We start from the raw sequence: 24,987 nt of genomic DNA, 5'->3' as shown, positions 1-24,987 counted from the left end.
AATGAAAAATAAACAAAAGTATCCGTATCGTAATCAATTAATTTTTACATTTCTATTTTTACTGATTGCTGTTCTTTTTATGTTTATTGGTTTTTGGAAAACCATTTTAATTGTAGTATTAACAACTATTGGTTACATTATCGGTACCATGTGGGATGGAAACCGTTCATTCTTTTCAATATTAGCCTCTATTCAGGCTTTTTTTGAAAGATAAAATAAATAAAATTATTAATTATAAGGAAGGTTGATAAAGATGGATAATAAAACACATACAAATAGTAATGATGGAGCAAATAAAACTAATGACGTTAAAAAAAAGTTAACCTTTGATGATCAAGTATTGAAAAAAATTGCAGGTATTGCTGTTTCAAGTATTCCTGGTATTTTAGGATTAAGTGGAAATGCCATTACTAACTTAACAGATAAGTTTACAAATAATAATAATCCAACAAAAGGTGTTAATGCAGAAGTTGGCAGTAAACAAGTAGCAATTGATCTTGATATAATTGGTGAATATGGAAAAAATATTGCCGAGGTATTTGATGAAGCAACCAAAAAGGTAGCTGATTCTGTTAAAAATATGACTGGATTAGAATTGGTAGAGTTTAACATGAATGTAGACGATGTAATGTCAAAACAACAATATGAGGAACAATATCAAAACAAAAAACCAAAGGATAATAAAACAGATAATAAAAAAGAAGATAATCAAAATGAACAAAGAAACCTTCAATAATTAAATTGAAAGGCAGGTAAAAAAATGTTAAGTTTTATATGGTCGTTAATTGTTGGCGGCATTCTGGGTGCAATTGCTGGTGCAATTGTTGGCAGAGATGTACCCGGTGGCATTATTGGAAATATTATTGTTGGCTTTTTAGGTAGTTGGGTTGGAACAAAATTGTTAGGAAATATGGGAATGGTCATTGGTGGGTTTCCTATCATTTCTGCCTTCATTGGTGCGTTAATCTGTGTAGTAATCTACTCAATTATTATCAAGGTGGTTTCATAATAATACATGAATAAGAATAAGTATAGCAAAGAAACTAGGAGTGTTTGATTTCCTAGTTTCTTTTTATTATGCCTATAGAAACGAAAGAATAGCAATAAACTAAACGCTAAAAAAGTATCCTCTACCTAATCAGTAAAATAAAAATAATTTGCTTTTTAGACGTATATTGCATTTATAAAAAGACAACTGCTTCATTTAAATAATCTGAATAAAAAGTTAGAAAACTGGCTGTTAATATAATTAAATTAACCCATTTTATTTCGTAAATGTAATGTTTGTGTAAACTAATTTATTAAGAATTTTCCAACATTTCCATTGGTAAAATAATCGTTTCCTTGTTCCCATCATCAAATGCAAAAACCTGTGCTGGATATTCTTCCAGGTAAGGAAAGGTTAAATCAATCGACATTTCCACATCACTCATCTCTTGAGAAAAATGAATAGTTACTTTCCCATTATTGTTTATTAAGTCAAAATATAAAATATTGGTTAGAGGAACGACACCTTTTAAATTCAAATCAATGATCAGCCAAATGCTGTCAATTAATTTTTCTGGTAGACTAACGACTACACCTAAAGAGGCATAACGGCTGCGTTCACTATCAAAACTTTCAAACATGATACTCAACCTCCTTTGATTATCTATAGTATATCTTATTTAAAAAAAATGGGAATATTTATTAACTAAATTTTTGAAAAAAACTAATAAATTTTATAAATAATAATACGTTAATTCTAATTTTTAATAAGTATATGCGAAAGGACGTGAGACAAGAAAATTCTCACGTCCAAATTTTTTAAGTAAGTAGTGTTTCTTCTATTTTGTCTCAGTTTCAGTTGTTTCTGAAGTATTGTCTAATTCGTTTGTATTTTCAATTGTTTCCTCTCCAAGTGGAGCTGTTGTTGCTTCGGCTACAGAAGCAATCTGCTCATCAGGTGAAGTAACAAGTTCATAGGTAGGATTCTTAGGAAGATCACCTACTGTAATTGCTTCACCAATGCCTAAATTGCTAATATCAACTTCAATATTTTCTGGCAGTTGTTCTGGTGTTGTAGAAACCAAAATAGTATACAAATTTTGTGTCAAAATTCCCCCAGCTTTTACGCCACTTGCCTCACCTGTTAGAACAACATCTGTTTCCACTTCAGTTGCTTCATTCATATTAACAGACAAGAATTCTGCGTGTCTCATTTGTTTGTTAAATGTATCTAATTGTGTATTTGTTAATAAAGTATTGATTTTTTTATTATTAATAGTCATTGTTATGACAACATTTGATCCATTGTTATGTAAAATGTACAATAATTCTTTTTCATCAAAGAAGATAGGAATACTTTTAATTTCATGACCATAAACGATAGCGGGAACTTTTCCTTTTCGGCGCAACTGATTTCTAATTGAACGTGGACGAACAGCTCTTTCTTTTACTGCTAATGATACTGACATAATTAAATTCCTCCCTTAAATTTGATACGAAAATATGAATACATCTACCTACGTAATTGATATCAATAAAGAATAATAAATATTTCTATTGAAAGATTCAGATCCATTATGAGAATAAAAAATCCCTGAATAATTAGGCATAATTATTCAGGGATTTTTAATAGTTATAATTCTCTCCCAGGTCATTACGCTGTCATTGAGAAACCGTATTCAGTTATTACTTACTAACCATATCGTTGTTAATTAGATAAGTCAAGCAATATGTCTTTATTGCAAGTAATAAAAAGTCAGACAGAATAAGATAAAAAATTGCTAAATTAGTTGTTTTATTTGTATCATTTAATTAAAATATAGCTATTAAACAAGATAATAGGTTACTTTGTTTATCAAGGTACATTGTTCTTTAAACATTTTTATTCATGCCAGATTTATATATCCTTTACTACATAGTAAGTAGAAGCAATTCGCTAAATTAATCACAAAGACAAAGAAAGATGAATGGTAAGGGAGGAGCAATATGAGTTATAAAACATTATTATTTGATATTGATAATACTTTATTAGATTTTTACTCAGCAGAAAAACATGCCTTACAGGCACTTTTAGCTGAGATGGATATTGAATTAACCGGGGAGCATTTAGCGACCTATCAACGAATTAATCGAAAATTATGGCAGGCATTTGAACAAGGAGAGATTACAAAACATGAAATAGAAGATCAACGATTTTATCGATTCTTTAAGCAGTTAGGACAGATTGTTGATGGAGATCAAATGGAAGAAAAATATCATCATTATCTTGATCAAAGACATGAATTATTGGGGAACAGTAAAGCAGTGCTAGAAAAGTTGGTTCATGATTATGATCTTTATGTCGTTACAAACGGAGGAGCTACTACCCAATACAAACGATTAAAAGCAGCACAACTTGATCATTTGTTTAAAGATATTTTTATTTCTGAAGAAATCGGCTATCAAAAACCAATGATTGAGTATTTTAATTATGTTTTTAGTCAAATATCAAATTTAAATAAGAAAAATACCTTACTTATTGGTGATTCACTAACTGCAGATATTCTAGGTGGTAAACAGGCAAATATTGAAACAGTCTGGTTGAATGCACAAAAAATAACCAATACAACGAGTATTAAACCAGATTATACAATCTACAATTTAGAAGAATCACTACCAATCTTAATGAAGGATCCATTAAAGGCAACAAGTATTACTTAGGTAACAATATAAATGTGTTGGTATAAAAAATAATGGCTGACTTCTTTTGACTTCAATTGGTAGTAATAACAAGGTAGAATATTATTTTAATATCAAACGCAAACGTAACATATCTTGTAAATGAAGTTTATTTTCAATGATTTCTTCTTTATAATGATAGGGAAAGAAATTATGATAGATATCGCAGATACGAAAACCATACGATTGATAAAGATATAATTGTTTGAAACTAGTACTTCCTGTACCTATTTCTAAACAATCAAAATTATTAGTTTGAGCAAATTTTTGAGCAAACTGTAATAGATACCGTCCGATACCTTTTCCCTGTTCGGAATGAATAACAGAAATATTGACAATTTCTAATGTTTTAGGATGTGTAGGCAATAAAACAATGATAGCTATTAATTTTGGTGATAGAATTTCAAAACAATGAGAACGATCGATATAGGAGTTAATCATTTCTCTAGAAGGATCTGCTTGTAAAAGTAATTCATAATGTTCATCGGTTAAATTTTTTGGTAAAATTTCTTCAATTACCATGCAATGACCTCCTCTTTATTTCTTAATTTTACCAAAAGGAAATAAAAAAATATAGAAAAACGGCCAGCTCGAAGAGTCAATTTTATTGACTAAATATTTGATGTGTCGATTTTCTTTTATTTATGTTCTCTATTACTATTTTTAATTTATTATGAAAAAAAACAATCAAAGAAGGAAGAATATATTATGGAAAACAATCAACCAATCGTAATCGGAGTAACTGGTGGTTCTGGTAGTGGAAAAACAAGTGTTAGTCGTGCAATTTTTGAACACTTTCCTAACCATTCCATTATGATGTTAGAACAAGATTCCTACTATAAGGATCAAAGTCATCTAAGTTTTAATGAGCGGCTTAAAACAAATTATGATCATCCTTTTGCTTTTGATACAGATCTTTTAATTGATCATTTAAAGAATCTACTTGCTTATCAAACAATTGAGAAACCTATTTATGATTATGTGAAACATACACGTAGTTCAGAAACGATTGTCCAAGAACCAAAAGATGTCATTATTTTAGAGGGTATTTTAATATTAGATGATCAACGATTGAGAGATTTGATGACAATTAAAATTTATGTAGATACTGATGATGATATTCGGGTTATTCGTCGAATAAAAAGAGATATAAAAGAACGCGGTAGAACGCTCGATTCTGTAATTGAACAATATTCTACAGTAGTAAAGCCAATGTACCATCAATTTATTGAACCTACAAAACGCTATGCAGATATTATTGTTCCTGAAGGTGGAGAAAACCATGTAGCAATTGATCTCATTCGTACAAAGGTAGATAGTATTTTAAATAAATAATAGATGAAATGTTAGATAATTTATAATTTTTATTGAATATATTCTATAATTGGTCAATAAATTGCTTTTTTATTTTTAATAAAATTATTGAATAGGCAAAAAACATTTGTAACTCTTTTTTATTTATGATAGAATGCATCTATGCGACGAGTTGACGCAATCAGATAGCGCTTATTGTAGGCTGTTTCGTTTTTACGACTTGTGATTGGTTGATTGCAGCGACATAGATGGAAACATCACCTACCGGATTGTAGGATGTTGTGTTTGTTTATTTTGTGGAAGATAGACAGACTATTTATTTTTGATAAATACTGCGAAAAATCAGCAAAGAATTTTAAATTCTTTGCTGATTTTTTTATTTAATGAATTTTTAGTTATTTTATAAATTTTTTACAATGTGTTTATTAAGAAAAACTAGAAAAATGATTTTTTCTTCCTATATAGGTGAATATTTTGGTAAATTTCATAATATTCAGTTATGATAAAAGTATATTCATTATTCGTAATATAGATAATACTTAAAGTTAATTGTTGTAAATGAATAGCTATACAGAAATTTAGGGTAAAACTAGCTTTTTTAATTTTTATTCAAAAAATATAAAATTATTTTAATAAATATTTTTTACTATTAAAATGAATTAGAATAAAAATTATTTTTATATTGCTTTTCATTTACAAAAAGAGATCATAACAAGAGAGCAAATTATTTCTAAAGGAGGCAGTCGCTATGAGCCAAGAAGTGGTCTGGGAAGTGTTAGAAAATGAAACACAAAAGGAAAATATAAAAAAATGTCCAGGAAGATTTATTGGTGTAGTCGGTGAAGCAGGACTAGAAAGTTTAGTTTTTCAAGTATTGGATGGCTTACTTGCTATTGCAAATGATGCTTCAAAAAGTCAGCTGTCAATTGAATTAGCTCCTGATCGGTTTAATTTCTTTTTAGCTAGTGAGAAAGGATTAGCTTTGAACAAAGAAAAAGGGTTGCTTTCTTCAACTTATACTTTTTTACCTATTTTACGGGCTTTATCTGAACAAATGGGATTTAGTGTTGAAAAAGATGGAAGACGCATGATACATATTTATCAACAAGGTAGATTGGTAAAAAAAGCATTTATTCCTTCTGATAGCGATCAACAAAAAATTGAAATTGCTTTTTCACCAGATCCTACTATTTTTAATACACAACGAATTTCTTATTTTGTTTTATTTAAACGTTGTCAACAATTGGCTATGTTAAATAGTGGATTGGATATGGCATTAATAGATGGCAAAGAACAAAAAAATCATTTCAAATACACAAATGGGTTAACCGAATATATTTATCAAAATGATCATCGAATCACCAGAGAAGGAAGACCATTAACATTTCATGTAAAAGATAATGAATTAGAAATGGAAGCTGTCATTTCAAAAAATAGTTCTGCGAGTATTTCAGCAAGCTTTGTTAATGGTCATTTACCAATTGAAGGTGGCACACACCTAGATGGTTTTATCCAAGGAACAATGGAAGCGATGAATCAATTTTTAGAGGAAACAAACCGAATTAAATTTTTAACGAAAGAAAGTTTCGCTGAACGTTTTGATTTTATCTTATCCATTCATATTCAACGTCCTCGTTATCAGGGTGTAGTAAAAACCAAGATCAGAAATCCAGAACTTTACAAAGTAACACAAAATATAGCATTTAATGAAATTTCACGTTTTTTAAAAAGACATCCAAATTGGTATTCCAACGAAAGATAGGGAAAAATAAGCAGAAATGAAAGTATTTATTGATGGTGACGGTTCACCTATAAAAAAAGCGGTCATTGATTGGGCAATAAAAAAGCAATTATTTGTTGTTATTGTAACCAGCATTGCACATTATTCAACAAAGGAATTTCCAAATTTTATTTCTTTTGTTTATGTGGATAAAGGAGTGGATAGTGCTGATTACCGTATTTTACAATTGATTAAAACAGGAGATATCCTGATCACACAAGATTATGGACTGGCTGCTTTGGCATTAGCGAAACGGGTGATTGTTTTGCATCATTTAGGTTATGAATATACAGATGAAAAAATTACCGGATTATTGAACCAACGTTTTTTAAGTGCAAAAATGCGCAAGAATGAAAAATATGGTAAGGGACCAAAGCCATATACACACAAAGACTTAGAGCGATTTATGCATTTATTGGAAGAAGTTGTAAAAAAAACAGCTGAAGATACACAATAAACGATTAGCTTATTTGCTTTGAATTTTATTGTAGATCTTCGGTTGTTTTGTCATTGACTGAAAAGATATAAAACAAAATAGGTACATACCTATTGTTAAATGACAGATTACTTGTTAGAATAAAAACATTCCTAGAAAATCGTCTGATTTTTTATGTCTATTTACCTATTTACTAATGGTCGATGGTGATTCTTTTTAAGAAAAATCACAAAAAATATTAGTTGATTGAATTAACTTTTATCTTGGTTATAATTAATAAACAACTATCAAAAGTTGATTTTAATGCTTTCCAATTAGTCAGTGAAATTGTTGAATAGATAGGCATAATGATATAGGTGGTGTTTTAACTCGCTTTTTAGTTGGAATAAAAAATAAAGGAAAATAAAATTGTAAGTAATTTTACTGTCTATGTTGATTAAAACAAATTCAATGAATGATGGCAGTTTCTAGTTAAAATTTTAATTGTTTCTACTTTCATACAAATTTTTATGCTAAAATAAAAAAGAGGGATGAGTAGAAGAGAAATTTTATGTTGAATTCAACAAACATTACAGGAGGACAAGCATTTGAAGATTATTTTATTATATGGTGGTAAGAGTGAAGAACACGATGTATCTATTCTGTCTGCCTATTCTATTTTGAATGCTATTTATTATGAATATTATACAGTTCAATTAGTGTTAATTACAAAACAGGGAGAATGGATTAAGGGACCATTACTTACAGAAAAACCTGAGAATAAAGAAATTCTTAACTTAACGGGTGCTAAGGATGAAAATACAATGGCCTATTCATCAGGAACATCCATAATGCCCTGTGAGATTTTTGAAAAAGATGCTATTGTATTTCCAGTATTACATGGACCAAATGGTGAAGATGGTACAATTCAAGGCTTTTTAGAAACAATTAGTATGCCATATGTTGGAACAGGAGTACTTGCAAGTGCAACTGCAATGGATAAAATAATGACAAAATATTTGCTACAAACCGTTGGTATTCCTCAAACACCTTATGTGCCTGTTCTAAAAAATGAATGGAAAAATGATTCCAAGCAATTATTTGAACGGTGTGAAGGAACCTTGTTATATCCAATGTTTGTTAAACCGGCGAATTTAGGTTCAAGTGTAGGCATCAGTAAGGTTGAAAATCGAGAAGAACTTCAAAAAGCCTTAGAACTGGCTTACAAATATGATTCTCGTGTGATTGTTGAACAAGGCATCGAAGCACGTGAAATTGAAGTAGCTATTTTAGGAAATGAAGATGTAAGAACGACTTTACCAGGAGAAGTAGTAAAAAATGTTGATTTTTATGATTATCAAGCCAAATATGTAGATAATCAAATTTCTATGAAAATACCTGCAGAGTTACCGGCTGAAGTTTGTAGGCAAGCACAAGAATATGCGAAAAAAGCATATAAAACATTAGATGGTAGTGGATTAAGTCGTTGTGATTTCTTCTTAACAAATAAAAATGAATTATTTTTAAATGAATTAAATACAATGCCCGGTTTTACTGAATTTAGTATGTATCCATCTCTTTGGGAGAATATGGGATTAAAGTATAGTGATTTAATTGAGGAGCTAATTCAACTTGGATTAAATCGTTTTGAGCAACGTCAACGTTTTTTTAACAATTAAATAAAATAATAATACAGGTTGAAAATTATGATTAATTAGGTGAGTAAAAATATTTATATCTAATTAAATTGATTTTTCCTGTATTTTTATTTGCGTTCAAACATGCTAGAATACACTTTAGGTATTTCAATGAAAGAATATTGTTTCTAGAAATTTTGATCAATTATAAAATATAAATTTATTAAGTTGGAAGGATAGAAAAAATGGCACTCACATTTTGGGAAATAGCAGATGTTGTTCAAGCAACGAACAATTGGAAACAATGGTCAGACTTTACAATAAACACAATTGAATTTGATAGTCGCCAATTGGCATCTGGGAGTTTGTTTATCCCTTTAGGTGGCAAAACAGATGGCCATCAATTTATTATGGATGCAAGGTCTCAAGGTGCAAAAGCAGCTTTATGGAGTAAAGAAAGTTCACTTGCGCCAGAAGGATTTCCAATCTTAGAAGTTGTAGATACACTAAAGGCTATACAAGACTTAGCAATGTATTATTTAAAAAAACTAGCGCCACAAGTCATTGCTGTGACAGGTAGTAATGGCAAGACGACAACAAAAGATATGATAGCTGCCGTTTTAGCAAAAAAATATATTACTTATAAAACACAAGGAAATTATAACAATCAAATTGGATTGCCTTATACAATCTTGCATATGCCAGAGGAAACTGAAATGCTTGTGTTAGAAATGGGAATGGATCATGCAGATGAAATTGATTTTCTCTCTCAATTAGCCTCTCCAACCGTTGCTGCAATTACAATGATTGGTGAAGCCCACATTGAAAATTTAGGCTCACGTCAGGAAATTGCTAAAGCAAAAATGGGGATTACTAAGGGCCTAGTTGAAGATGGGTTATTAATCATTCCCGAAAATGAACCTTTATTGAAACCATTAACTGCTAATTCAACTCAAACAATTAAAACATTTGGATTTACAAACGAGGCGGATTTCGTTGAATGTGTACAACTAGAAGAGAAAAATAAGACAACATTTAAACTATCCGGCTACCAGTTACCATTTACGATACCTGTGCCTGGTAAATATAATGTTGATAATGCTTGTATTGCCTTAATTATAGGAAAGTGGTTTCAGGTTCCTGAAAAAGAGATGCAACAGACATTAGCTGAAGTGCATTTAACAAAAAATCGAACAGAATGGGTAACGGCAAATAATGGCGTAGAAATACTAAGCGACGTTTATAATGCCAATCCAACAGCGGTAAGTTTAGTATTGGACAGTTTTGGTCAGATGTTCACCAATGGAAGAAGAATTGTTGTTTTAGGTGATATGCTTGAGTTAGGTGCAACATCTAAAATGATGCATCAGCAACTAAGTAAACATCTATTCCCAGCTATTATTCAAGAAGTATTTCTTTATGGAACTGAGATGAAAAATTTATTTTTAATATTGGAAAAAACTTATGGTAATCATGTGCACTATTATCCAAAAATGGAAAAAGAACACTTAATTGTCTATTTAAAAGCAACCCTACAACCAAATGATCTACTATTAGTTAAGGGAAGTAATGGTATGAGATTAACTGAAGTTATAGAGGCACTAACAAAAAAAGAAATGAATCGTCTCTAGTTTAAATCGTCAGCTAAGCAAATAGAAGATCATTGATAATTAATCACTAAATCTGGTTAGGATAGGCGAATATATTTATAAAAAGCAAGTATAAAAATGAGCAGAAATGTATATTTATATTTTATAGTTGTTAAATATAGCAAAGTATGTTAAAATAATCTATTGCCGGAAGATTGAAGTAATAATTTAGAGAATAGAAATAAGAATTTCTATTTTAGATAATAAATAATAAGCTAAACGGTAGGCGTTTGGCTTTTCTAATGCCTATAGGCTTCAGCGGGTGGATTTTTCGGTCTTTGAGAAAGATGGTTGTCAGTTATTTTCTCTTTGCCATTTGACATCTTTTTCTAAATAAACAATTAATTAATGAAAATTAAACACCTGAGAGAATATTGAATAAAAATACATAGGAGGATATCATTTGAAATTTAAAGAACTAGGATTATCATCACAACTATTATTAGCTATTGAACGTTCAGGCTTTGAGGAGGCAACACCGATTCAAGCAGAAACAATTCCATTGGCTTTAAAGGGTAAGGATGTTATTGGACAAGCACAAACAGGGACAGGGAAAACAGCTGCCTTTGGATTACCAATGTTAGAAAAAATTGATACAAAAAACCAAAAATTACAAGGATTGGTAATTGCACCAACAAGAGAGCTTGCGATTCAAACTCAAGAAGAATTGTATCGTTTAGGTAGAGATAAGAAGATCAAAATTCAAGCTGTTTATGGTGGTGCTGATATTGGTAGACAAATCCGTGCATTAAAAGAACGTCCACAAATCGTTGTTGGAACTCCAGGTCGTTTATTGGATCATTTAAATCGTCGAACATTAAAATTAGAAGTAATTGAAACACTAGTTTTAGATGAAGCAGATGAAATGTTGAATATGGGCTTTTTAGAAGATATTGAAAAAATCATTTCACAGGTTCCTGAAAATCGACAAACGTTGTTATTCTCAGCAACAATGCCGACTGCGATTAAAAATATTGGCATAAAATTTATGAAAAATCCTGATCATGTTAAAATTAAAGCAAAAGAGATGACTGCTGATTTAATTGATCAATACTACGTGCGTTCAAAGGATTATGAAAAATTTGATATTATGACTCGTCTTTTGGATGTTCAAACACCAGAGTTGACCATTGTTTTTGGTAGAACAAAACGTAGAGTAGATGAATTGGCTAGAGGGCTTGAAACTCGTGGCTATAAAGCAGAAGGAATCCATGGTGATCTCTCTCAACAAAAACGAATGAGCGTTTTACGTGCTTTTAAAAATGGAGATTTGGACATTTTAGTAGCAACAGATGTGGCGGCTAGAGGATTAGATATTTCTGGCGTGACCCATGTTTATAATTATGATATTCCACAAGATCCAGAAAGCTATGTTCATCGTATTGGTCGTACTGGACGTGCTGGTAAGGGTGGTATGTCTGTTACTTTTGTAACACCAAATGAGATGGGCTATTTGCATGTGATTGAAGATTTAACGAAAAAACGTATGTCTACTTTGCGTCCACCAACCGAAACAGAAGCGTTTAAAGGACAATTGGGGGCAGCAATTGAAGATATTGAGAAAAAAATGGAAGAAAATGGGTTAGAGAAATATCTAAAATCAGCTGAAAACTTATTGGAAAAATATTCATCAGAAGATTTGGTAGCTTTATTATTAAAAGTTGTTTCTAAGGATCCATCAGATATGGTACCAGTTAAAATTACTCCGGAACGTCCTTTGCCATCAACCAAAAAAGGATTTAATAAGAATAATCAATCCAACGGAAATTATCGCAGTCGAAAAGGCAAAGATAATTATCGAGGAAAGAATAATCGTAGCGGAGGCGGTTATACAAAAAACAACAGATCTGCAAATACAAAGCGTAATGAAAACAAAAAACGTAATTTTGTAATTCGTGATAACTCAAATTAATTACTACCAATAAATGATAATTCAAATGAATAAAAATAGCCTTTTATTAAAGATTAATAAAAGGCTATTTTTATTCATTTTTAAACAATCTAATGATTGATCAGCTCATTAAAAATAGAATTATTTACAATTTAGTAGTTAATACGTGGCATTTTTAGAAAAATTTGTTAAAATAAATATAATTTGAAATATAAAGGATGCTTATAAATTTATGATTAAAGGAATTGGAATTGATATAGTAGAATTAGTTAGAATGAAAACGATTATTCAAACGAAGCCTAACTTTATTACTAAAGTATTAACAAAAAATGAAATAGAAATTTTTCAAAAGCTTTCCTCTAAACGACAAGTTGAATTTCTTGCAGGACGATTTGCCTGTAAAGAAGCTTTCTCAAAGGCTTGGGGAACAGGCATAGGCTCTGTGTCTTTTCAAGACATAGAGATATTAAAAGAGCAAAAAACAGGGTGTCCTTATATTTCAAAATCACCACATACAGGTGAAGTATTTGTTTCAATTTCTCATACAGAGATTATGGCAGTTGCACAAATTGTATTAGAATTATAAAAAAGAAAGGAAGAAAACATTATGGTTGTAGGACGGCATCGTCCAACAAAAATACATATTGATACACAAGCAATCTATAACAATGTTCATAATGAAAAAAAGCGATTGGCAGCAGAAACAGAATTATTTGCAGTTGTTAAAGCAAATGGCTATGGACATGGCGCTGTTCAAACAGCCTATGCAGCAAAAAAGGGAGGAGCAACCGGTTTTTGTGTTGCTTTACTAGATGAGGCCCTTGAGTTACGTGAAGCGTCATTACCAGATCCTATTCTTATCCTAGGTATTGTAATGCCTGATTATATTGAAGATTTATTAGCCTACGATTTATCAGTCACTGTCACAGATCAATCTTGGTTGGAGAGGGCAGCAATTATTTTAGAGAAGTTAAAACCAAGGAAACCTTTGAGATTACATATTAAAGTGGACACAGGAATGGGAAGAATTGGTTTCTTAACCGAAACAGCTGTGAAAAAAGCAATAAATACAATAACAAATAATCCTTATATGGAATGGGAAGGCATCTTTACCCATTTTTCTACAGCAGACGAGAGAGATACAGATTATTTTGATCATCAAAATGAAAAATTTCAAAAGATAATTCAAATTCTTCCCTTTTTACCACAGTATGTTCATGTTAGTAACAGTGCAACTGCACTTTGGCATCAAGAAAATAATTATAATATGGTTCGTTTTGGTGTAGCGATGTATGGATTAAATCCCTCAGGTGGCAAACTTGCTACACCTTATCCATTACTTCCTGCACTTAGCCTTACCAGTGAATTAGTTCAGGTAAAAAAATTACCAGCTGGAGAAGGGATTGGCTATGGAGAAACGTATATCACTTCCCAGGATGAATGGATTGGTACTTTTCCTATGGGGTATGCAGATGGTTGGTTAAGACATATGCAAGGTTTTTATGTATTAGTGAATGGTGAAAAAAGTGAAATTATTGGACGAGTATCCATGGATCAGTGTATGATTCATTTAAAGAAAGAAATTCCTGTTGGAACAAAGGTAACATTAGTTGGTAAAGATCAAGAGGAGGAGATTACTTTACAGATGATTGCAGATCATTTGCAGACCATTCATTATGAAGTAGCTTGTACCTTCTCACAAAGAGTGCCAAGGGAATACAAATAAAAAGAGGAAATACAAATAAAAAAGGAGGACCTATATTAATGGTTAAACGAGGAGATATCTACTTTGCAGATCTATCCCCGGTTGTTGGTTCTGAACAGGGAGGAATACGACCTGTTCTGATTATTCAAAACAATTTAGGCAATCATTTTAGTCCGACAATTATTGTTGCTGCGATTACAGCAAAAATAGCAAAACCAAAATTACCCACACATATTGGCATTAATTCAAAAAAAACAGGTATTGAACGTGATTCCGTTATTTTACTTGAGCAAATTCGAACAATCGATAAAGTCCGTCTAAAAGAGCGGGTTTGCCATTTAGAAATAGAAGTAATGAATGCGGTTGATCAGGCATTAGGTGTTAGTATTGGCATCCATGAAGAGAAAAATTCAACGGTAAAACCTACGAAAAAAGCAGATACCAATGTAAAAGCCCAAGTAAGTACCAAAACTACGAAAAAAACAAATACTGCCAATGCAAACGTTCATACATATAATTATGTGAAATAATGCCACTGTATTGATTTTTAATAATCAATGATTTTCTTTGTTAAAATAACTAATTATTTCAAATAGAAAGAATTGTCGCTCACAAAAAATACCTTGCTGATTTAGAATAGTTATTTGATCATTTGATAATAATCTTGATGAAAGTCCAAATAACTTAAGATGGTTGGCAAAAGATAGTCTAATTTGTTTTTCTAGTTAAAGAGTGAGAAGCTCGTCATCCCACTCTTTAACTTTTTCATTGACTATATTAATTCAACTTGCTTTTCTTCTATAAAATTTAAACAGATGATGAATACTGTCCTTAGAATTATATCAAAAATTAGAGTTTAAAAGATCTATTCATGATGTATCCAGTACTTTTGTAATATCAATAGTTGATTAGTATAAGTTTCTAAAGGTCAAATTTTTGATTTTAAAAAAAATTATTAAATAAATACCCAGTAGTTATTGAAAGATGATAAAAAGTAATCATTTAATAAAAAATAGCTATATACAATATAATTCATAGAAAAGATAAGATATAAAAAAAGAAACATCGCTTATCTATTGCTAGTTAACTTTTTTCACCTACCTATTTATGGTTATTGACTATAATTTGTTCATTTGAGTTATCGTTGCATTCGATTTAAAAGTAAACAGAATTATAATACTGAAAGGAATATAAAAATGGAAAAAATAGATATAGAAGCCATGCGAAAGCAATTTTCAGCAATTGATACTAAACGTAATACTGGATTAAAAGAGCCACAAACCATTGAAATAAATAAAAATATCACTTATGGGCCTTACGGAATAGAAAATTTATTAGATATTTATTATCCAAAAAAACCTACAAAATTGTTACCTACGATAATTAGTATTCATGGTGGTGGATTCTTTTATGGTGATAAAGAAATTTATAAATTCTACACAATGTTTTTAGCAACACAGGGATTTACAGTAATTAATTTTAATTATAGATTAGCACAAAATACTAGATATCCTGCACCATTAGAAGATACAAACAACTTAATGAATTGGATACTAGCCAATCATAAAGAATATTTTATTGATTTAGAAAACATATTTGTAGTGGGTGATAGTGCCGGTGCTCAAATAGCCGAGCAATATGCAACACTTATTAGTAATGAAGCTTATGAAAAATTATTTGATTTTAAAATTGCTCAAATAAAATTTAAAGCGATTGCATTAAATTGCGGTGTTTATTTCATTGGTCAAAATGAAGAAATAAATAAAGATTTTCCTTATTATTTTCAAGATACAATAGATAAAACCCTGTCTAGTCAGTTTCCAGTAGAGAAGTACATTACAAATAATTTTCCACCAACAAGTATAATGACTGCATCACATGATTTTTTAAAAGACCTAGCAGCGCCATTTGCCAAATTCTTAGAAATAAAACAGATTCCTGTGCAGTACAATTTATATGAAAATGAAGATAGAAGTGAATTAGGTCATGTATTTCATTTGGACCAAAAAAGTGATATTGCAAGAATATGTAATCTTACTGAGTTGGCTTTTTTTAAAGACTATATAACAGAAGCTTAAAGGCAAAATAAAGTCAAGTTATCTTTAATATAAATAGAAAAATACTTATAAAATTGCATTTGATTGATGGTTAAAAAGATTTTTCGAAATTTCAAAACAGAATAAAAATATGAATAACACTATTATACCTAAAAAGCCAATTTCTAAACAAATTCATTGCCAAATTAATTTTATTAAAAGAATTGCAGTGAATTATTCTAGTAAGATTGATGTTAAAAAAGATATATTCATATAGATAATTCTCTGATGTTTTTCTACAATTTCTCAATAAAAATGGAATAAAACTAATTTTTAGCCTATTCTTTAATTAAAAATAAAATTTATTTTTATTCAAGTTTTATCTGTTAGCATAAACCATACAATTCAAATAAATTTTGAATTGTATTTTTATTGGTTTAATCCATCTTTATAGTTGGAATTTATAAAAAATATTTAAATTTTAGTCAAGTAGTTAAAAAATTATGCTATCATAATAGTGATGAGTGATTGTACATACGTCATAATAGACAATAAATGAATAAGTGTTATTTTAAAGTATGCAACCTATTTTAAAGATAATTAGGATTGGAGTTATAGATATGCAAACAATTGTGAATTTTAGAGATATTGGTGGTTATTCAACTAAGAATGGGAAAATGGTTAAAAAAAATTGCTTCTTTCGAAGTGGCGAACTTGTCAACGTATGTCAAGAAGATCAAGCATTATTAATAGATACGCATAAAATAAATAGGATTTATGATTTTAGAAATCAAAAAGAAAAAATAGAGCGTCCAGATGACGAAATAATTGGTACTTCTTATATGCATATCGATTTATTAGCAAGTGTTGTCGGAAAAAGTGCTTCGTTGGAAGATTTAATTCGTCAAGAAAATATGTCACCTGAAAAGGTTATGAATAAAATTTATCAAGAAATGATCTTGGCAGATTCTAGTCTTAAAGGATATCAAACTTTTTTTGAAGATTTTTTAAGTCATCCAGATGAACCGCTATTATTTCACTGTTTTGCTGGAAAAGATCGTACAGGTATTGGAGCTGCCTTGATTTTAAGTGCACTAGATGTAAAAAAAGAAGCTATTTTTGAAGATTATTTAAAAACAAACATTCAGCGTAAACAAGCGAATGATTTATTATTAGAGACATTAAGACATTCAGGAAAAACCGAGAAAGAATTAGAGCATATCTCAACAATGCTATATGTAAAAAGAGAATATTTACAGACAGCATTTAACACCATAGCAGAACATTTTGGTAGTGTTCTTGGTTATTTTAAGGATGGGTTAAAATTATCAGAAAAAAATTTAACAGATATGAAGAAATGCTATACTTGTTAACTTAATCGATGATTTATTATCTACATATTTACACAAAAAATTAGAATTAAACAGTCATTTATGACTAAAAATTAAGTTAGAGTAGATAACGAACCAGTTTTCTTTTCTCTAAAACTAGTTATCAAGCTGGAAATTAACAAATGCAAATAATTTTTCCTTGAGCTCAACACCGTTTATAATGGAAAAATAAAAGGAGGTAAACGTGATGGATGAAAAAGCAAGAGCAGACAAGCTTACCACCTATATTATGGATCGAACAAAGCCTGAAGATAAGGAAAATATGCAAAGACTTTTATCTGAGATAATGGAGAAGAAATCAACCAATCAGCTAAATAAAATGTATTTAATGGGTGTTATGCCACGGGCATTGTCTTATTTAAACCCGGATGATGTAAAAGAAGTCAAAGATGCTGTAGGCAAATTTTTAAAAAAATATCAAGTAGATAAAACTGTTTAGGTAAAAAAATAACCTTCTTTGTGAACAATAGTATGGATCAAAGGGTAAGACAGAAGGCAATCTTCTTGTCTTGCCTTTTTCATGAAAAGAATTTACTAATGAGAAAAAATATATTCAATTTTACAGACTTACTATGCTTTTGATATGATTTTTTGAATCCATTTTCATTTTAATGTGATTTGGGGATTGGATTCATTCTTCTAAGACAGATTTCAAAAATTGTCGTATAAATCGACAAAACTCTAATTTGTTATTTGATAGCATTTAAAATAATATGCTAAAGTAAATAATTGTTAGCATTCATGAAAGAAAAAGGTGAGTATAGATGAGACATATAAACAATAGTTTTAAATTATTTAAATTGGATTGGCAACGGGTCTTTAAAAATCCTATTGCAACATTATTAATTATTGCCTTACTAATTATTCCCTCACTTTATGCTTGGTTCAATATTGGTGCTTTATGGGATCCTTATGGAAATACAAGTGAACTACCTATTGCTATCTACAGCGATGATCAAACTGTTTCTCTTAAAGAAAAGAAAATTAATATTGGAGATGAAGTACTCAAAAATTTACATAAAAACAAACAATTGGGATGGCGATTTGTTGATTCAAAAAAAGTATTGGATGATGGTGTTAAATCTAGAAAATATTACGCTGGCATCTATTTACCTAGAGAATTTTCAAAAGACCTAATGAGCTTCGTTTCTGGAGATATAAAAAACCAAAAATTGAATATTCAATTAATGAAAAAATCAATGCCATTGCGCCAAAGATTACAATTAAGGGGGCTTCTTCTCTACAGGAGCAGATTACAAATCAATTTATCAAAACAGCTAGTAATACTTTACTACATACATTCAACGAAATTGGTTACAATGTTGATTCAAATTTAGTCAGTATTAATAAAATAAAAAATTTAATATTGTCAACAAATGATAATGTTGGAACAATTGATAAGTATACTCAGGAAGTTACAAAAATTCATTCACAATTACCAGATATGAAAAACAAATTAGCAAAAGCCAATGAATTTGCCAATTATTTACCACAAATAGATGAACTTGGTGAAAAAATTATTGCCCTAAATGGTAAATTACCTTCAATCACCCAACAAGCAAGTGCGATACTAACATTACAGAAAAAAATTCCAGATATTCAAAATGCGGGTAAACAGTTGGCTATGGTTGATAATGATTTCTCAAACGTTGAACAAACCATGACTGAAGGCATTACTGAGGCAAAAGAGGGACTTCAAATTGTTCAAAAGGTTCAACAAGCATTGCCCAAGATAGAAGGGTTAACAAATCAAGCGAGTGATTTTGGAGAAAAAACGGCTCAGGGAGCAAAGCAATTACAAGATGCCCTACCAGGAATTTCAACAAGTATTAAAACAACGATAGGTCAGGTGCAAGTAAGTAACCAATGAAACAGTAACTATTGTAAATAAGCTCCAACAAGTACTTTCTGATGGAAATATTCAGGCTGAGAAGGGTAAGATTAATCAACAAATTACTCAATTACAAGAAATGATTGTTCAACAACAACAAGCCAATGAACAATTAATTTGTATCCTTGAAAATTCTGGTGATAGTAGCTTGCAAGAAACAATTACTAAATTAAAAATGGCGAATGCACAATTAACAGACCTAAATGAAAAACTAACAATCATTAATGGCTATGTTCAAAATGGTGATGTTACACAAATACATGCATATTTGAACCAAATATCCAATACAGCAAATCGTGTCAATGAACAAATTGGTAGCATTAATGTAGATGAGGTACAACAGAAAATCAGTGTAGCTTTAGATAAGTTAATTCATACAATTAATAGTGCACAAGGATATATTGATCAAGCAAAAGCTGTTCATTTCCATGACTTATTAGGTTCAACTCAAAAAACAATTAGCAATGCATTGAGTATATTAGAAAAATATCAAAGTGAATTACCTGCCATGAAAAAGGAAATTCATGAGGCAAACACTTTATTAAATGGTCATATGACTGATATTATCAATGGTATTAATAAGGGAGCTGATGTTTATAATAACGAATTGCCAATACTTTCGAAGAAATTAAATACTGCAGCCGATTTTATTAAAAATGATTATCCAGGCATTAGAAATGATTTAACAAATACGCTAATAATGGTGAATCAAAAAATGCCAGCTGTTGAGGAAGCTCTAAATAAAGCGAACGATCTAATTATTAATGATTGGCCTACATTAAAAGCCGGATTAGCAAAAGCAGCAACAGCTATTCATAAAGGAGAACAGACAGCAAATTTGGGTGATATTATCAAATTACTCAAATTAGATGCAAATCGTGAAAGCAACTTTTTTGCTCAACCAATAGATATTGCTCAACATGCCATTTACCCAATTAAAAATAATGGTTCTTCTGTTACACCTTTTTATACAGCCTTATGTTTATGGGTAGGTGCTGTGTTATTTTCAAGTGTGGCGACAACAGATTATTATTTAGTTGATAAAATGAAAAGAAAATTCACTAAACAAGAACAATTTATAGCTCGCATGTTAACTTTTTTAACTGTTGGAATAGGACAATCCTTAATTGTTGCACTTGGAAATATGTTTTTATTAGGAGTTACGGTAAAACAACCTGTTTATAGTGTATTGTTTGCTTTATTAGTTTCTATCACCTTTACAACTATGGTCTATGTACTGGTTGCTTTATTCGGGAACATTGGAAAAGGAATAGCCATTATTATTCTAGTACTATCAATCTCTGGTGGTGGAGGTAATTATCCAATTCAGGTTTCTGGGAAGTCCTTCCAAATAATTAATCCACTACTGCCGTTTACCCATGCGGTAAACCTATTAAGGGAATCAGCAGGAGGTATTTATTGGCAAAATGCTTGGCGTGCAATTGCGATTTTATGTATATTAACTTTGATATTTGGTTGCCTTGGTGTTCTTTTTTATCCAGCAATTGAAAAACAAACGAAAAAATTAACGAATATTTCACATGAAAGTCATTTGTTCCATTAATCGTTTAGGTTAGTTAGAAATACCAATTTATGAGAACGAGGGATAGAACCAAATTATTTTTCTTTAGATTTGTTTAACGATTCTGTTATTAAAGAAAAAACAAATGAAAATCTAAGGAAAAAAGATAGTTAATATTACTATCAAAAAGAAGAAGGGATCAAAGATTTGTTTGATCCCTTCTTCTTTTTATTGAATAAATTTTCATAATTTTAAGTAGGTTCATTGATTGTTTTTCTAAATAATTAGCAAAAAAAATGAAGAAAATAATCCATTTTTTATCTAAAAAGTTAAGTAACACTAAGAAAAAAACATGGAGATCGTCAAAGTTAAGTTTGGCTTTTCTAAACAATAAAAGAATAATGAAAAATAAGTCATTTTGCTATACAAACAAAAAAATTCATTTTATAGTAAACTTTATGGTGACAACATAGGTTAATAAAGGCAGGTTAAATTCAATGATGATTCAATCTCTAATTAATTATTTTGAAAAAAACAGCAAGAGAAAAAAACAACAAATTTACATATAGCATTAGGAGTTTTTGCAGGGAAGATCGGCTTTTTTCTAAATATTCTACTTTTTATTATTAAATTAATCATTGGCCTCATCTCTGGTAGCGTATCCATTATGGCAGATGCTATGAACAATTTATCTGATACTGTTTCATCAATTCTAACATTAGTTGGTTTTTATATCTCTGGTAAACCAGCAGATCAAAACCATCCTTATGGACATGAACGCTTCGAATATATTAGCGGTATGTTGGTTTCTATTTCCATTATCGTTGTAGGTTTTCGTTTTTTAACTAGTTCAATTGAACGAATTAAAACACCTCAAGCTGTTCATATTAATTCAACTATTATCTTTATCTTATTATTTTCAATTTTGATAAAAGTTTGGCAAGGCGTTTTTTATAAAAAAATTGCTGAAAAGATTCACTCTGAAACATTGATTGCTTCTTCAAAAGATAGTATTTATGATGTTTATATAACAATTTCTGTACTTATTTCTGCCAGCATTCAATGGCTTACAAGATTAGAAATTGATGGTTATGTTAGTTTTTTAATTGCTTGCTATATTATTGTTAATGGTATTCTGTTGATCCGAGGATTTATTAATGAATTGATTGGTATGCGTCCAAATCAAAAAGAGATTGATAAAATGAAGAAATATCTGGCTTCTGTGCCTTCTATTGTAGGATATCATGATTTACTCATTCATCAATATGGACCCAGAAAAACATTTGCTTCTGTGCATATTGAAATTGATGATCGATTAAATCTAAATGAAGCCCATGAAATTGTTGATCAGATTGAACAACAATTTAAAGATGAATTAGCAGTTGATTTAGTTTGTCATATTGATCCAGTAAATTTACATGATACACAGCAACAATTCGTTCGCAAGGAGATCAGACGAATTGTTCAAGAAATTCATCAGGAGTTAAAAATACATGATATTCGCTTAGATATTCATGAGAAACCAGCAAAAATTTTATTTGATTTGGTCCTTCCTGCTACTGTATATCCAGTAACAGAAGAAGAACTAACAAAAAAAATTCAACAAAAAGTAAATGTACGTATAGGTGATTATTCTGTAATAATTACATTTGATCATACCTATTTATTATAGAAAAATATAGATACTGATTAGACAATACGTATGGATAGTAAAACGTCAATTAACAAAATATTTTTTTCAATTGTTTATTAGGTAGAAAATTGTGGTATGGTTAGGTTAATAATTGTCTTTTCTTTTCATCAATATAGATAAATAGAATCATTCAGATTAATATAGTGAGTTATCTTTTTGGTAAAAAATGATTAAACTACGAATACATATCTAATAAAAAATAATTAAAAATTTTTGTAAAGAACTTAAAGAAAAATGCATTGACTTTTCAAGATGGGAAAGGTAGCATATAGTAGATTTGTTACAAAAAAGGAGTGATAGAGTTGGATTATTTAAAACGTCTTTTTATTGGAAAACCTTTAAAATCAGCTGGAAATGATGATGAACATAGATTAAGTAAATTCACAGCATTGGCTCTACTCTCATCTGATGCATTATCTTCCATTGCTTATGGTACTGAACAAATTGTTGTTGTTCTGGTAGCGTTGTCGACTTCTGCTATCTGGTATTCTTTACCTACTGCAGCTGTAGTTATTGTTTTGCTAACTTCACTAACATTATCTTATAGGCAAATTATTCATGCTTATCCTGAAGGTGGTGGCGCCTATGTTGTAAGTAGTGAAAATCTTGGGAAAAATATGGGATTAATTGCAGGAGGTTCTTTATTAATAGATTATATGCTGACCGTAGCTGTATCTGTCTCCGCTGGAGCTGAAGCAATTACCTCAGCAATTCCTGCCTTGTATGGTCATCAAGTGATCATATCAATTATAATTGTATTATTACTTATGTTGATGAATCTGCGTGGGTTAAGAGAATCAGCGAACTTTTTGCTTTTTCCTGTCTATGCTTTTGTCTGTGTGATTGCGCTACTAATTGTAGTAGGCTTGTTTAAAATTGCAACAGGAATGGTTCCTTTAAATGCGACTGCAGCTCCTGGAGCGGTGGTACCTGGAATTTCCATTGCACTAATATTAAGAGCCTTTTCTTCTGGTTCTTCTTCTTTAACAGGGGTTGAAGCTATTAGTAATGCAGTTCCATTTTTTAAAAAGCCAAGAGCAAAAAACGCTGCGGCAACTTTATCATTGATGGCTCTTATCCTAGGCTTCTTTTTTGTAGGAATTACCTTTATCAACTATTGGTATGGTATTATTCCTAAAAAAGAAGTAACAGTATTATCACAAATTGGAATGGCTGTATTTGGTCATAATATTTTATATTATATTTTCCAATTTTCAACTGCTTTGATTTTAGCAGTGGCAGCAAATACTGGATTTTCTGCTTTTCCAGTACTAGCATATAATTTAGCAAAGGACAAATTTATGCCACATATGTATATGGATAGGGGAGATCGTTTAGGCTATTCTAATGGTATTATTACTTTAGCAACCGGTTCTATACTTCTATTATTGATTTTTCAAGGTTCAACTGAACGATTGATTCCTCTCTATTCTATTGGTGTATTTATTCCATTTGCTCTATCACAAACTGGAATGATTATCAGATGGCGTAAGAACACAAAAAATTGGATTGGAAAATCACTAGCAAATATTGTTGGTGCATTTATCTCTTTTTCAATTATTGTTATTTTATTTGTTTTCCGTTTAGGTGATATTTGGCCATTCTTCATTATCATGCCAGCATTACTTTATGTCTTTTATAAGATTCATGGGCATTATAAAAATGTTGCAGAACAACTACGTTTAGAAAAAGATGCTAAACTACATGAATTTGATGGCAATACTGTGATTGTGTTAGTTGGAAATGTTACTAGAGTAGATATAGGTGCATTGAATTATGCAAAATCAATTGGTGATTATGTCGTAGCTATGCATGTTTCAATGAATGAAAATGTTGAAAAAGAAAAGGAAATACAGGCGGAGTTTAAAAAATATTTCCCTGATGTTCGTTTGTCAATTGTTCATTCTTCTTATCGTTCATTACAACATCCAATCTTGCGCTATGTTGATCTTGTAAGTAAAAAATCTGTAAAATATAATTATAGTACAACAATCTTGGTACCGCAATTTGTTCCTAATCGTACTTGGCAGAATATTTTACATAATCAAACTAGCTTACGATTACGCCTACGTTTAGCTTGGCGGGAGAATATTATTATTGCTACCTATAATTATCATTTGAAAAAATAACAAATAAAAGAACCAAGTATTAGGAAAGTTATGCTTTTTACTAATACTTGGTTTCTCTATTTTTGAATTAGAAATTTACAGCTTTTAATTTAGATAAATTTTTAGGAATTCTTTAATTAAAATTCACTGAAATATACTTATTTATAAATTTCTAATTTATAGATGTTTTGTTGTAAAAAACTAGTAAAAGTAAAAAATAAATTCTTAATGATCCATTAAGGATTTTTTA

General features: G+C 30.2%; 23 protein-coding genes and 1 pseudogene. 21 read left to right on the top strand and 3 right to left on the bottom strand.

Translation table 11 applies throughout. The features are described from left to right. Position 1 precedes the first annotated feature (1 nt). The 3 genes from MPTP_RS07440 to MPTP_RS07430 are packed head-to-tail and all read left to right on the top strand — an operon-like array spanning position 2 to position 1,009. Positions 2–214, top strand: coding sequence for a DUF2273 domain-containing protein (locus MPTP_RS07440; RefSeq protein WP_013774519.1), 213 nt, complete (start codon positions 2–4; stop codon positions 212–214). 39 nt (positions 215–253) lie between these two features. Continuing rightward, positions 254–736 carry an Asp23/Gls24 family envelope stress response protein gene (locus MPTP_RS07435; protein WP_013774518.1) on the top strand — a complete coding sequence of 161 codons (483 nt, stop codon included), beginning with the start codon at positions 254–256 and terminating at the stop codon, positions 734–736. A gap of 24 nt (positions 737–760) precedes the next feature. Continuing rightward, positions 761–1,009: a GlsB/YeaQ/YmgE family stress response membrane protein gene (locus MPTP_RS07430; RefSeq protein ID WP_013774517.1), complete on the top strand. Its 249-nt coding sequence runs from the start codon at positions 761–763 to the stop codon at positions 1,007–1,009. Positions 1,010–1,301: 292 nt separating this feature from the next. On the opposite strand, the gene MPTP_RS07425 is transcribed toward MPTP_RS07430, so the two are convergent. Then, positions 1,302–1,628 (bottom strand): DUF960 domain-containing protein, encoded by a 327-nt coding sequence (locus MPTP_RS07425; protein WP_013774516.1) that lies wholly within the window; start codon positions 1,626–1,628, stop codon positions 1,302–1,304. Positions 1,629–1,826: 198 nt separating this feature from the next. After that, positions 1,827–2,456 carry a 50S ribosomal protein L25/general stress protein Ctc gene (locus tag MPTP_RS07420; protein ID WP_013774515.1) on the bottom strand — a complete coding sequence of 210 codons (630 nt, stop codon included), beginning with the start codon at positions 2,454–2,456 and terminating at the stop codon, positions 1,827–1,829. 517 nt (positions 2,457–2,973) lie between these two features. Between MPTP_RS07420 and MPTP_RS07415 the strand changes: the two genes are divergently transcribed. Further along, complete coding sequence (locus tag MPTP_RS07415) at positions 2,974–3,687, top strand: YjjG family noncanonical pyrimidine nucleotidase (protein WP_013774514.1); 714 nt, start codon at positions 2,974–2,976, stop codon at positions 3,685–3,687. Between the two features lie 81 nt (positions 3,688–3,768). Here the strand turns inward: MPTP_RS07415 and MPTP_RS07410 are convergent, their stop codons facing one another. Beyond that, entirely contained in the window at positions 3,769–4,227 is a 459-nt protein-coding gene (locus tag MPTP_RS07410; protein WP_013774513.1) for a GNAT family N-acetyltransferase, read from the bottom strand. Positions 4,228–4,413: 186 nt separating this feature from the next. On the opposite strand from MPTP_RS07410, the gene udk reads away from it, so the two are divergent. From udk to MPTP_RS07335, 17 genes and pseudogenes are all read left to right on the top strand, one after another. Beyond that, complete coding sequence (gene udk, locus MPTP_RS07405) at positions 4,414–5,040, top strand: uridine kinase (protein ID WP_013774512.1); 627 nt, start codon at positions 4,414–4,416, stop codon at positions 5,038–5,040. A gap of 727 nt (positions 5,041–5,767) precedes the next feature. Beyond that, positions 5,768–6,781, top strand: coding sequence for a DNA topoisomerase subunit B (locus tag MPTP_RS07400; RefSeq protein WP_013774511.1), 1,014 nt, complete (start codon positions 5,768–5,770; stop codon positions 6,779–6,781). Positions 6,782–6,797: 16 nt separating this feature from the next. After that, the gene (locus MPTP_RS07395; protein ID WP_013774510.1) at positions 6,798–7,256 is read left to right on the top strand and encodes a YaiI/YqxD family protein; all 459 of its coding nucleotides are present in this window, start codon (positions 6,798–6,800) and stop codon (positions 7,254–7,256) included. 566 nt (positions 7,257–7,822) lie between these two features. After that, on the top strand, positions 7,823–8,893 hold the full coding sequence (locus MPTP_RS07390) for a D-alanine--D-alanine ligase (protein ID WP_013774509.1): 1,071 nt from the start codon (positions 7,823–7,825) through the stop codon (positions 8,891–8,893). A 203-nt stretch (positions 8,894–9,096) separates the two neighbouring features. After that, on the top strand, positions 9,097–10,482 hold the full coding sequence (locus MPTP_RS07385; RefSeq protein WP_013774508.1) for a UDP-N-acetylmuramoyl-tripeptide--D-alanyl-D-alanine ligase: 1,386 nt from the start codon (positions 9,097–9,099) through the stop codon (positions 10,480–10,482). A gap of 421 nt (positions 10,483–10,903) precedes the next feature. Continuing rightward, a complete protein-coding gene (gene cshA, locus MPTP_RS07380; protein WP_013774507.1) occupies positions 10,904–12,412 on the top strand; it encodes a degradosome RNA helicase CshA in 1,509 nt (502 codons plus the stop codon). A 211-nt stretch (positions 12,413–12,623) separates the two neighbouring features. After that, on the top strand, positions 12,624–12,977 hold the full coding sequence (gene acpS / locus MPTP_RS07375) for a holo-ACP synthase (protein ID WP_013774506.1): 354 nt from the start codon (positions 12,624–12,626) through the stop codon (positions 12,975–12,977). A 21-nt stretch (positions 12,978–12,998) separates the two neighbouring features. After that, complete coding sequence (alr, locus tag MPTP_RS07370) at positions 12,999–14,117, top strand: alanine racemase (protein WP_013774505.1); 1,119 nt, start codon at positions 12,999–13,001, stop codon at positions 14,115–14,117. 38 nt (positions 14,118–14,155) lie between these two features. After that, positions 14,156–14,491 (top strand): annotated as a pseudogene (locus tag MPTP_RS07365) (type II toxin-antitoxin system PemK/MazF family toxin); the annotation flags it as partial. Positions 14,492–15,292: 801 nt separating this feature from the next. Continuing rightward, positions 15,293–16,174: an alpha/beta hydrolase gene (locus tag MPTP_RS07360; RefSeq protein WP_013774503.1), complete on the top strand. Its 882-nt coding sequence runs from the start codon at positions 15,293–15,295 to the stop codon at positions 16,172–16,174. A 578-nt stretch (positions 16,175–16,752) separates the two neighbouring features. Then, the gene (locus tag MPTP_RS07355) at positions 16,753–17,505 is read left to right on the top strand and encodes a tyrosine-protein phosphatase (RefSeq protein ID WP_013774502.1); all 753 of its coding nucleotides are present in this window, start codon (positions 16,753–16,755) and stop codon (positions 17,503–17,505) included. A gap of 205 nt (positions 17,506–17,710) precedes the next feature. Continuing rightward, complete coding sequence (locus MPTP_RS07350; RefSeq protein ID WP_013774501.1) at positions 17,711–17,962, top strand: hypothetical protein; 252 nt, start codon at positions 17,711–17,713, stop codon at positions 17,960–17,962. Positions 17,963–18,287: 325 nt separating this feature from the next. After that, positions 18,288–18,860 (top strand): YhgE/Pip domain-containing protein, encoded by a 573-nt coding sequence (locus MPTP_RS10260; RefSeq protein WP_013774500.1) that lies wholly within the window; start codon positions 18,288–18,290, stop codon positions 18,858–18,860. Between the two features lie 29 nt (positions 18,861–18,889). Beyond that, complete coding sequence (locus MPTP_RS10255; protein WP_013774499.1) at positions 18,890–19,393, top strand: ferritin family protein; 504 nt, start codon at positions 18,890–18,892, stop codon at positions 19,391–19,393. A gap of 100 nt (positions 19,394–19,493) precedes the next feature. Further along, positions 19,494–20,978: a YhgE/Pip family protein gene (locus MPTP_RS10250; protein WP_013774498.1), complete on the top strand. Its 1,485-nt coding sequence runs from the start codon at positions 19,494–19,496 to the stop codon at positions 20,976–20,978. 523 nt (positions 20,979–21,501) lie between these two features. Next, positions 21,502–22,608 carry a cation diffusion facilitator family transporter gene (locus MPTP_RS07340; protein ID WP_162836833.1) on the top strand — a complete coding sequence of 369 codons (1,107 nt, stop codon included), beginning with the start codon at positions 21,502–21,504 and terminating at the stop codon, positions 22,606–22,608. 323 nt (positions 22,609–22,931) lie between these two features. Then, positions 22,932–24,758 carry an APC family permease gene (locus tag MPTP_RS07335; RefSeq protein WP_013774495.1) on the top strand — a complete coding sequence of 609 codons (1,827 nt, stop codon included), beginning with the start codon at positions 22,932–22,934 and terminating at the stop codon, positions 24,756–24,758. Positions 24,759–24,987: the final 229 nt, after the last annotated feature.

Source organism: Melissococcus plutonius ATCC 35311 (assembly GCF_000270185.1).
Lineage (GTDB): Bacteria > Bacillota > Bacilli > Lactobacillales > Enterococcaceae > Melissococcus > Melissococcus plutonius.
The sequence above is the reverse complement of the archived record's forward strand: the minus strand, read 5'-3'. Positions and strand labels throughout refer to the sequence as shown.

What these genes read in the sequence shown, in the direction of transcription:
- MPTP_RS07440 (WP_013774519.1), top strand. Translation starts at nt 2, where the DNA reads ATGAAAAATAAACAAAAGTATCCGTATCGTAATCAATTAATTTTTACA.
- MPTP_RS07435 (WP_013774518.1), top strand. Translation starts at nt 254, where the DNA reads ATGGATAATAAAACACATACAAATAGTAATGATGGAGCAAATAAAACT.
- MPTP_RS07430 (WP_013774517.1), top strand. Translation starts at nt 761, where the DNA reads ATGTTAAGTTTTATATGGTCGTTAATTGTTGGCGGCATTCTGGGTGCA.
- MPTP_RS07425 (WP_013774516.1), bottom strand. Translation starts at nt 1,628, where the DNA reads ATGTTTGAAAGTTTTGATAGTGAACGCAGCCGTTATGCCTCTTTAGGT.
- MPTP_RS07420 (WP_013774515.1), bottom strand. Translation starts at nt 2,456, where the DNA reads ATGTCAGTATCATTAGCAGTAAAAGAAAGAGCTGTTCGTCCACGTTCA.
- MPTP_RS07415 (WP_013774514.1), top strand. Translation starts at nt 2,974, where the DNA reads ATGAGTTATAAAACATTATTATTTGATATTGATAATACTTTATTAGAT.
- MPTP_RS07410 (WP_013774513.1), bottom strand. Translation starts at nt 4,227, where the DNA reads ATGGTAATTGAAGAAATTTTACCAAAAAATTTAACCGATGAACATTAT.
- udk (WP_013774512.1), top strand. Translation starts at nt 4,414, where the DNA reads ATGGAAAACAATCAACCAATCGTAATCGGAGTAACTGGTGGTTCTGGT.
- MPTP_RS07400 (WP_013774511.1), top strand. Translation starts at nt 5,768, where the DNA reads ATGAGCCAAGAAGTGGTCTGGGAAGTGTTAGAAAATGAAACACAAAAG.
- MPTP_RS07395 (WP_013774510.1), top strand. Translation starts at nt 6,798, where the DNA reads ATGAAAGTATTTATTGATGGTGACGGTTCACCTATAAAAAAAGCGGTC.
- MPTP_RS07385 (WP_013774508.1), top strand. Translation starts at nt 9,097, where the DNA reads ATGGCACTCACATTTTGGGAAATAGCAGATGTTGTTCAAGCAACGAAC.
- acpS (WP_013774506.1), top strand. Translation starts at nt 12,624, where the DNA reads ATGATTAAAGGAATTGGAATTGATATAGTAGAATTAGTTAGAATGAAA.
- alr (WP_013774505.1), top strand. Translation starts at nt 12,999, where the DNA reads ATGGTTGTAGGACGGCATCGTCCAACAAAAATACATATTGATACACAA.
- MPTP_RS07360 (WP_013774503.1), top strand. Translation starts at nt 15,293, where the DNA reads ATGGAAAAAATAGATATAGAAGCCATGCGAAAGCAATTTTCAGCAATT.
- MPTP_RS07355 (WP_013774502.1), top strand. Translation starts at nt 16,753, where the DNA reads ATGCAAACAATTGTGAATTTTAGAGATATTGGTGGTTATTCAACTAAG.
- MPTP_RS07350 (WP_013774501.1), top strand. Translation starts at nt 17,711, where the DNA reads ATGGATGAAAAAGCAAGAGCAGACAAGCTTACCACCTATATTATGGAT.
- MPTP_RS10260 (WP_013774500.1), top strand. Translation starts at nt 18,288, where the DNA reads ATGAGACATATAAACAATAGTTTTAAATTATTTAAATTGGATTGGCAA.
- MPTP_RS10250 (WP_013774498.1), top strand. Translation starts at nt 19,494, where the DNA reads ATGATTGTTCAACAACAACAAGCCAATGAACAATTAATTTGTATCCTT.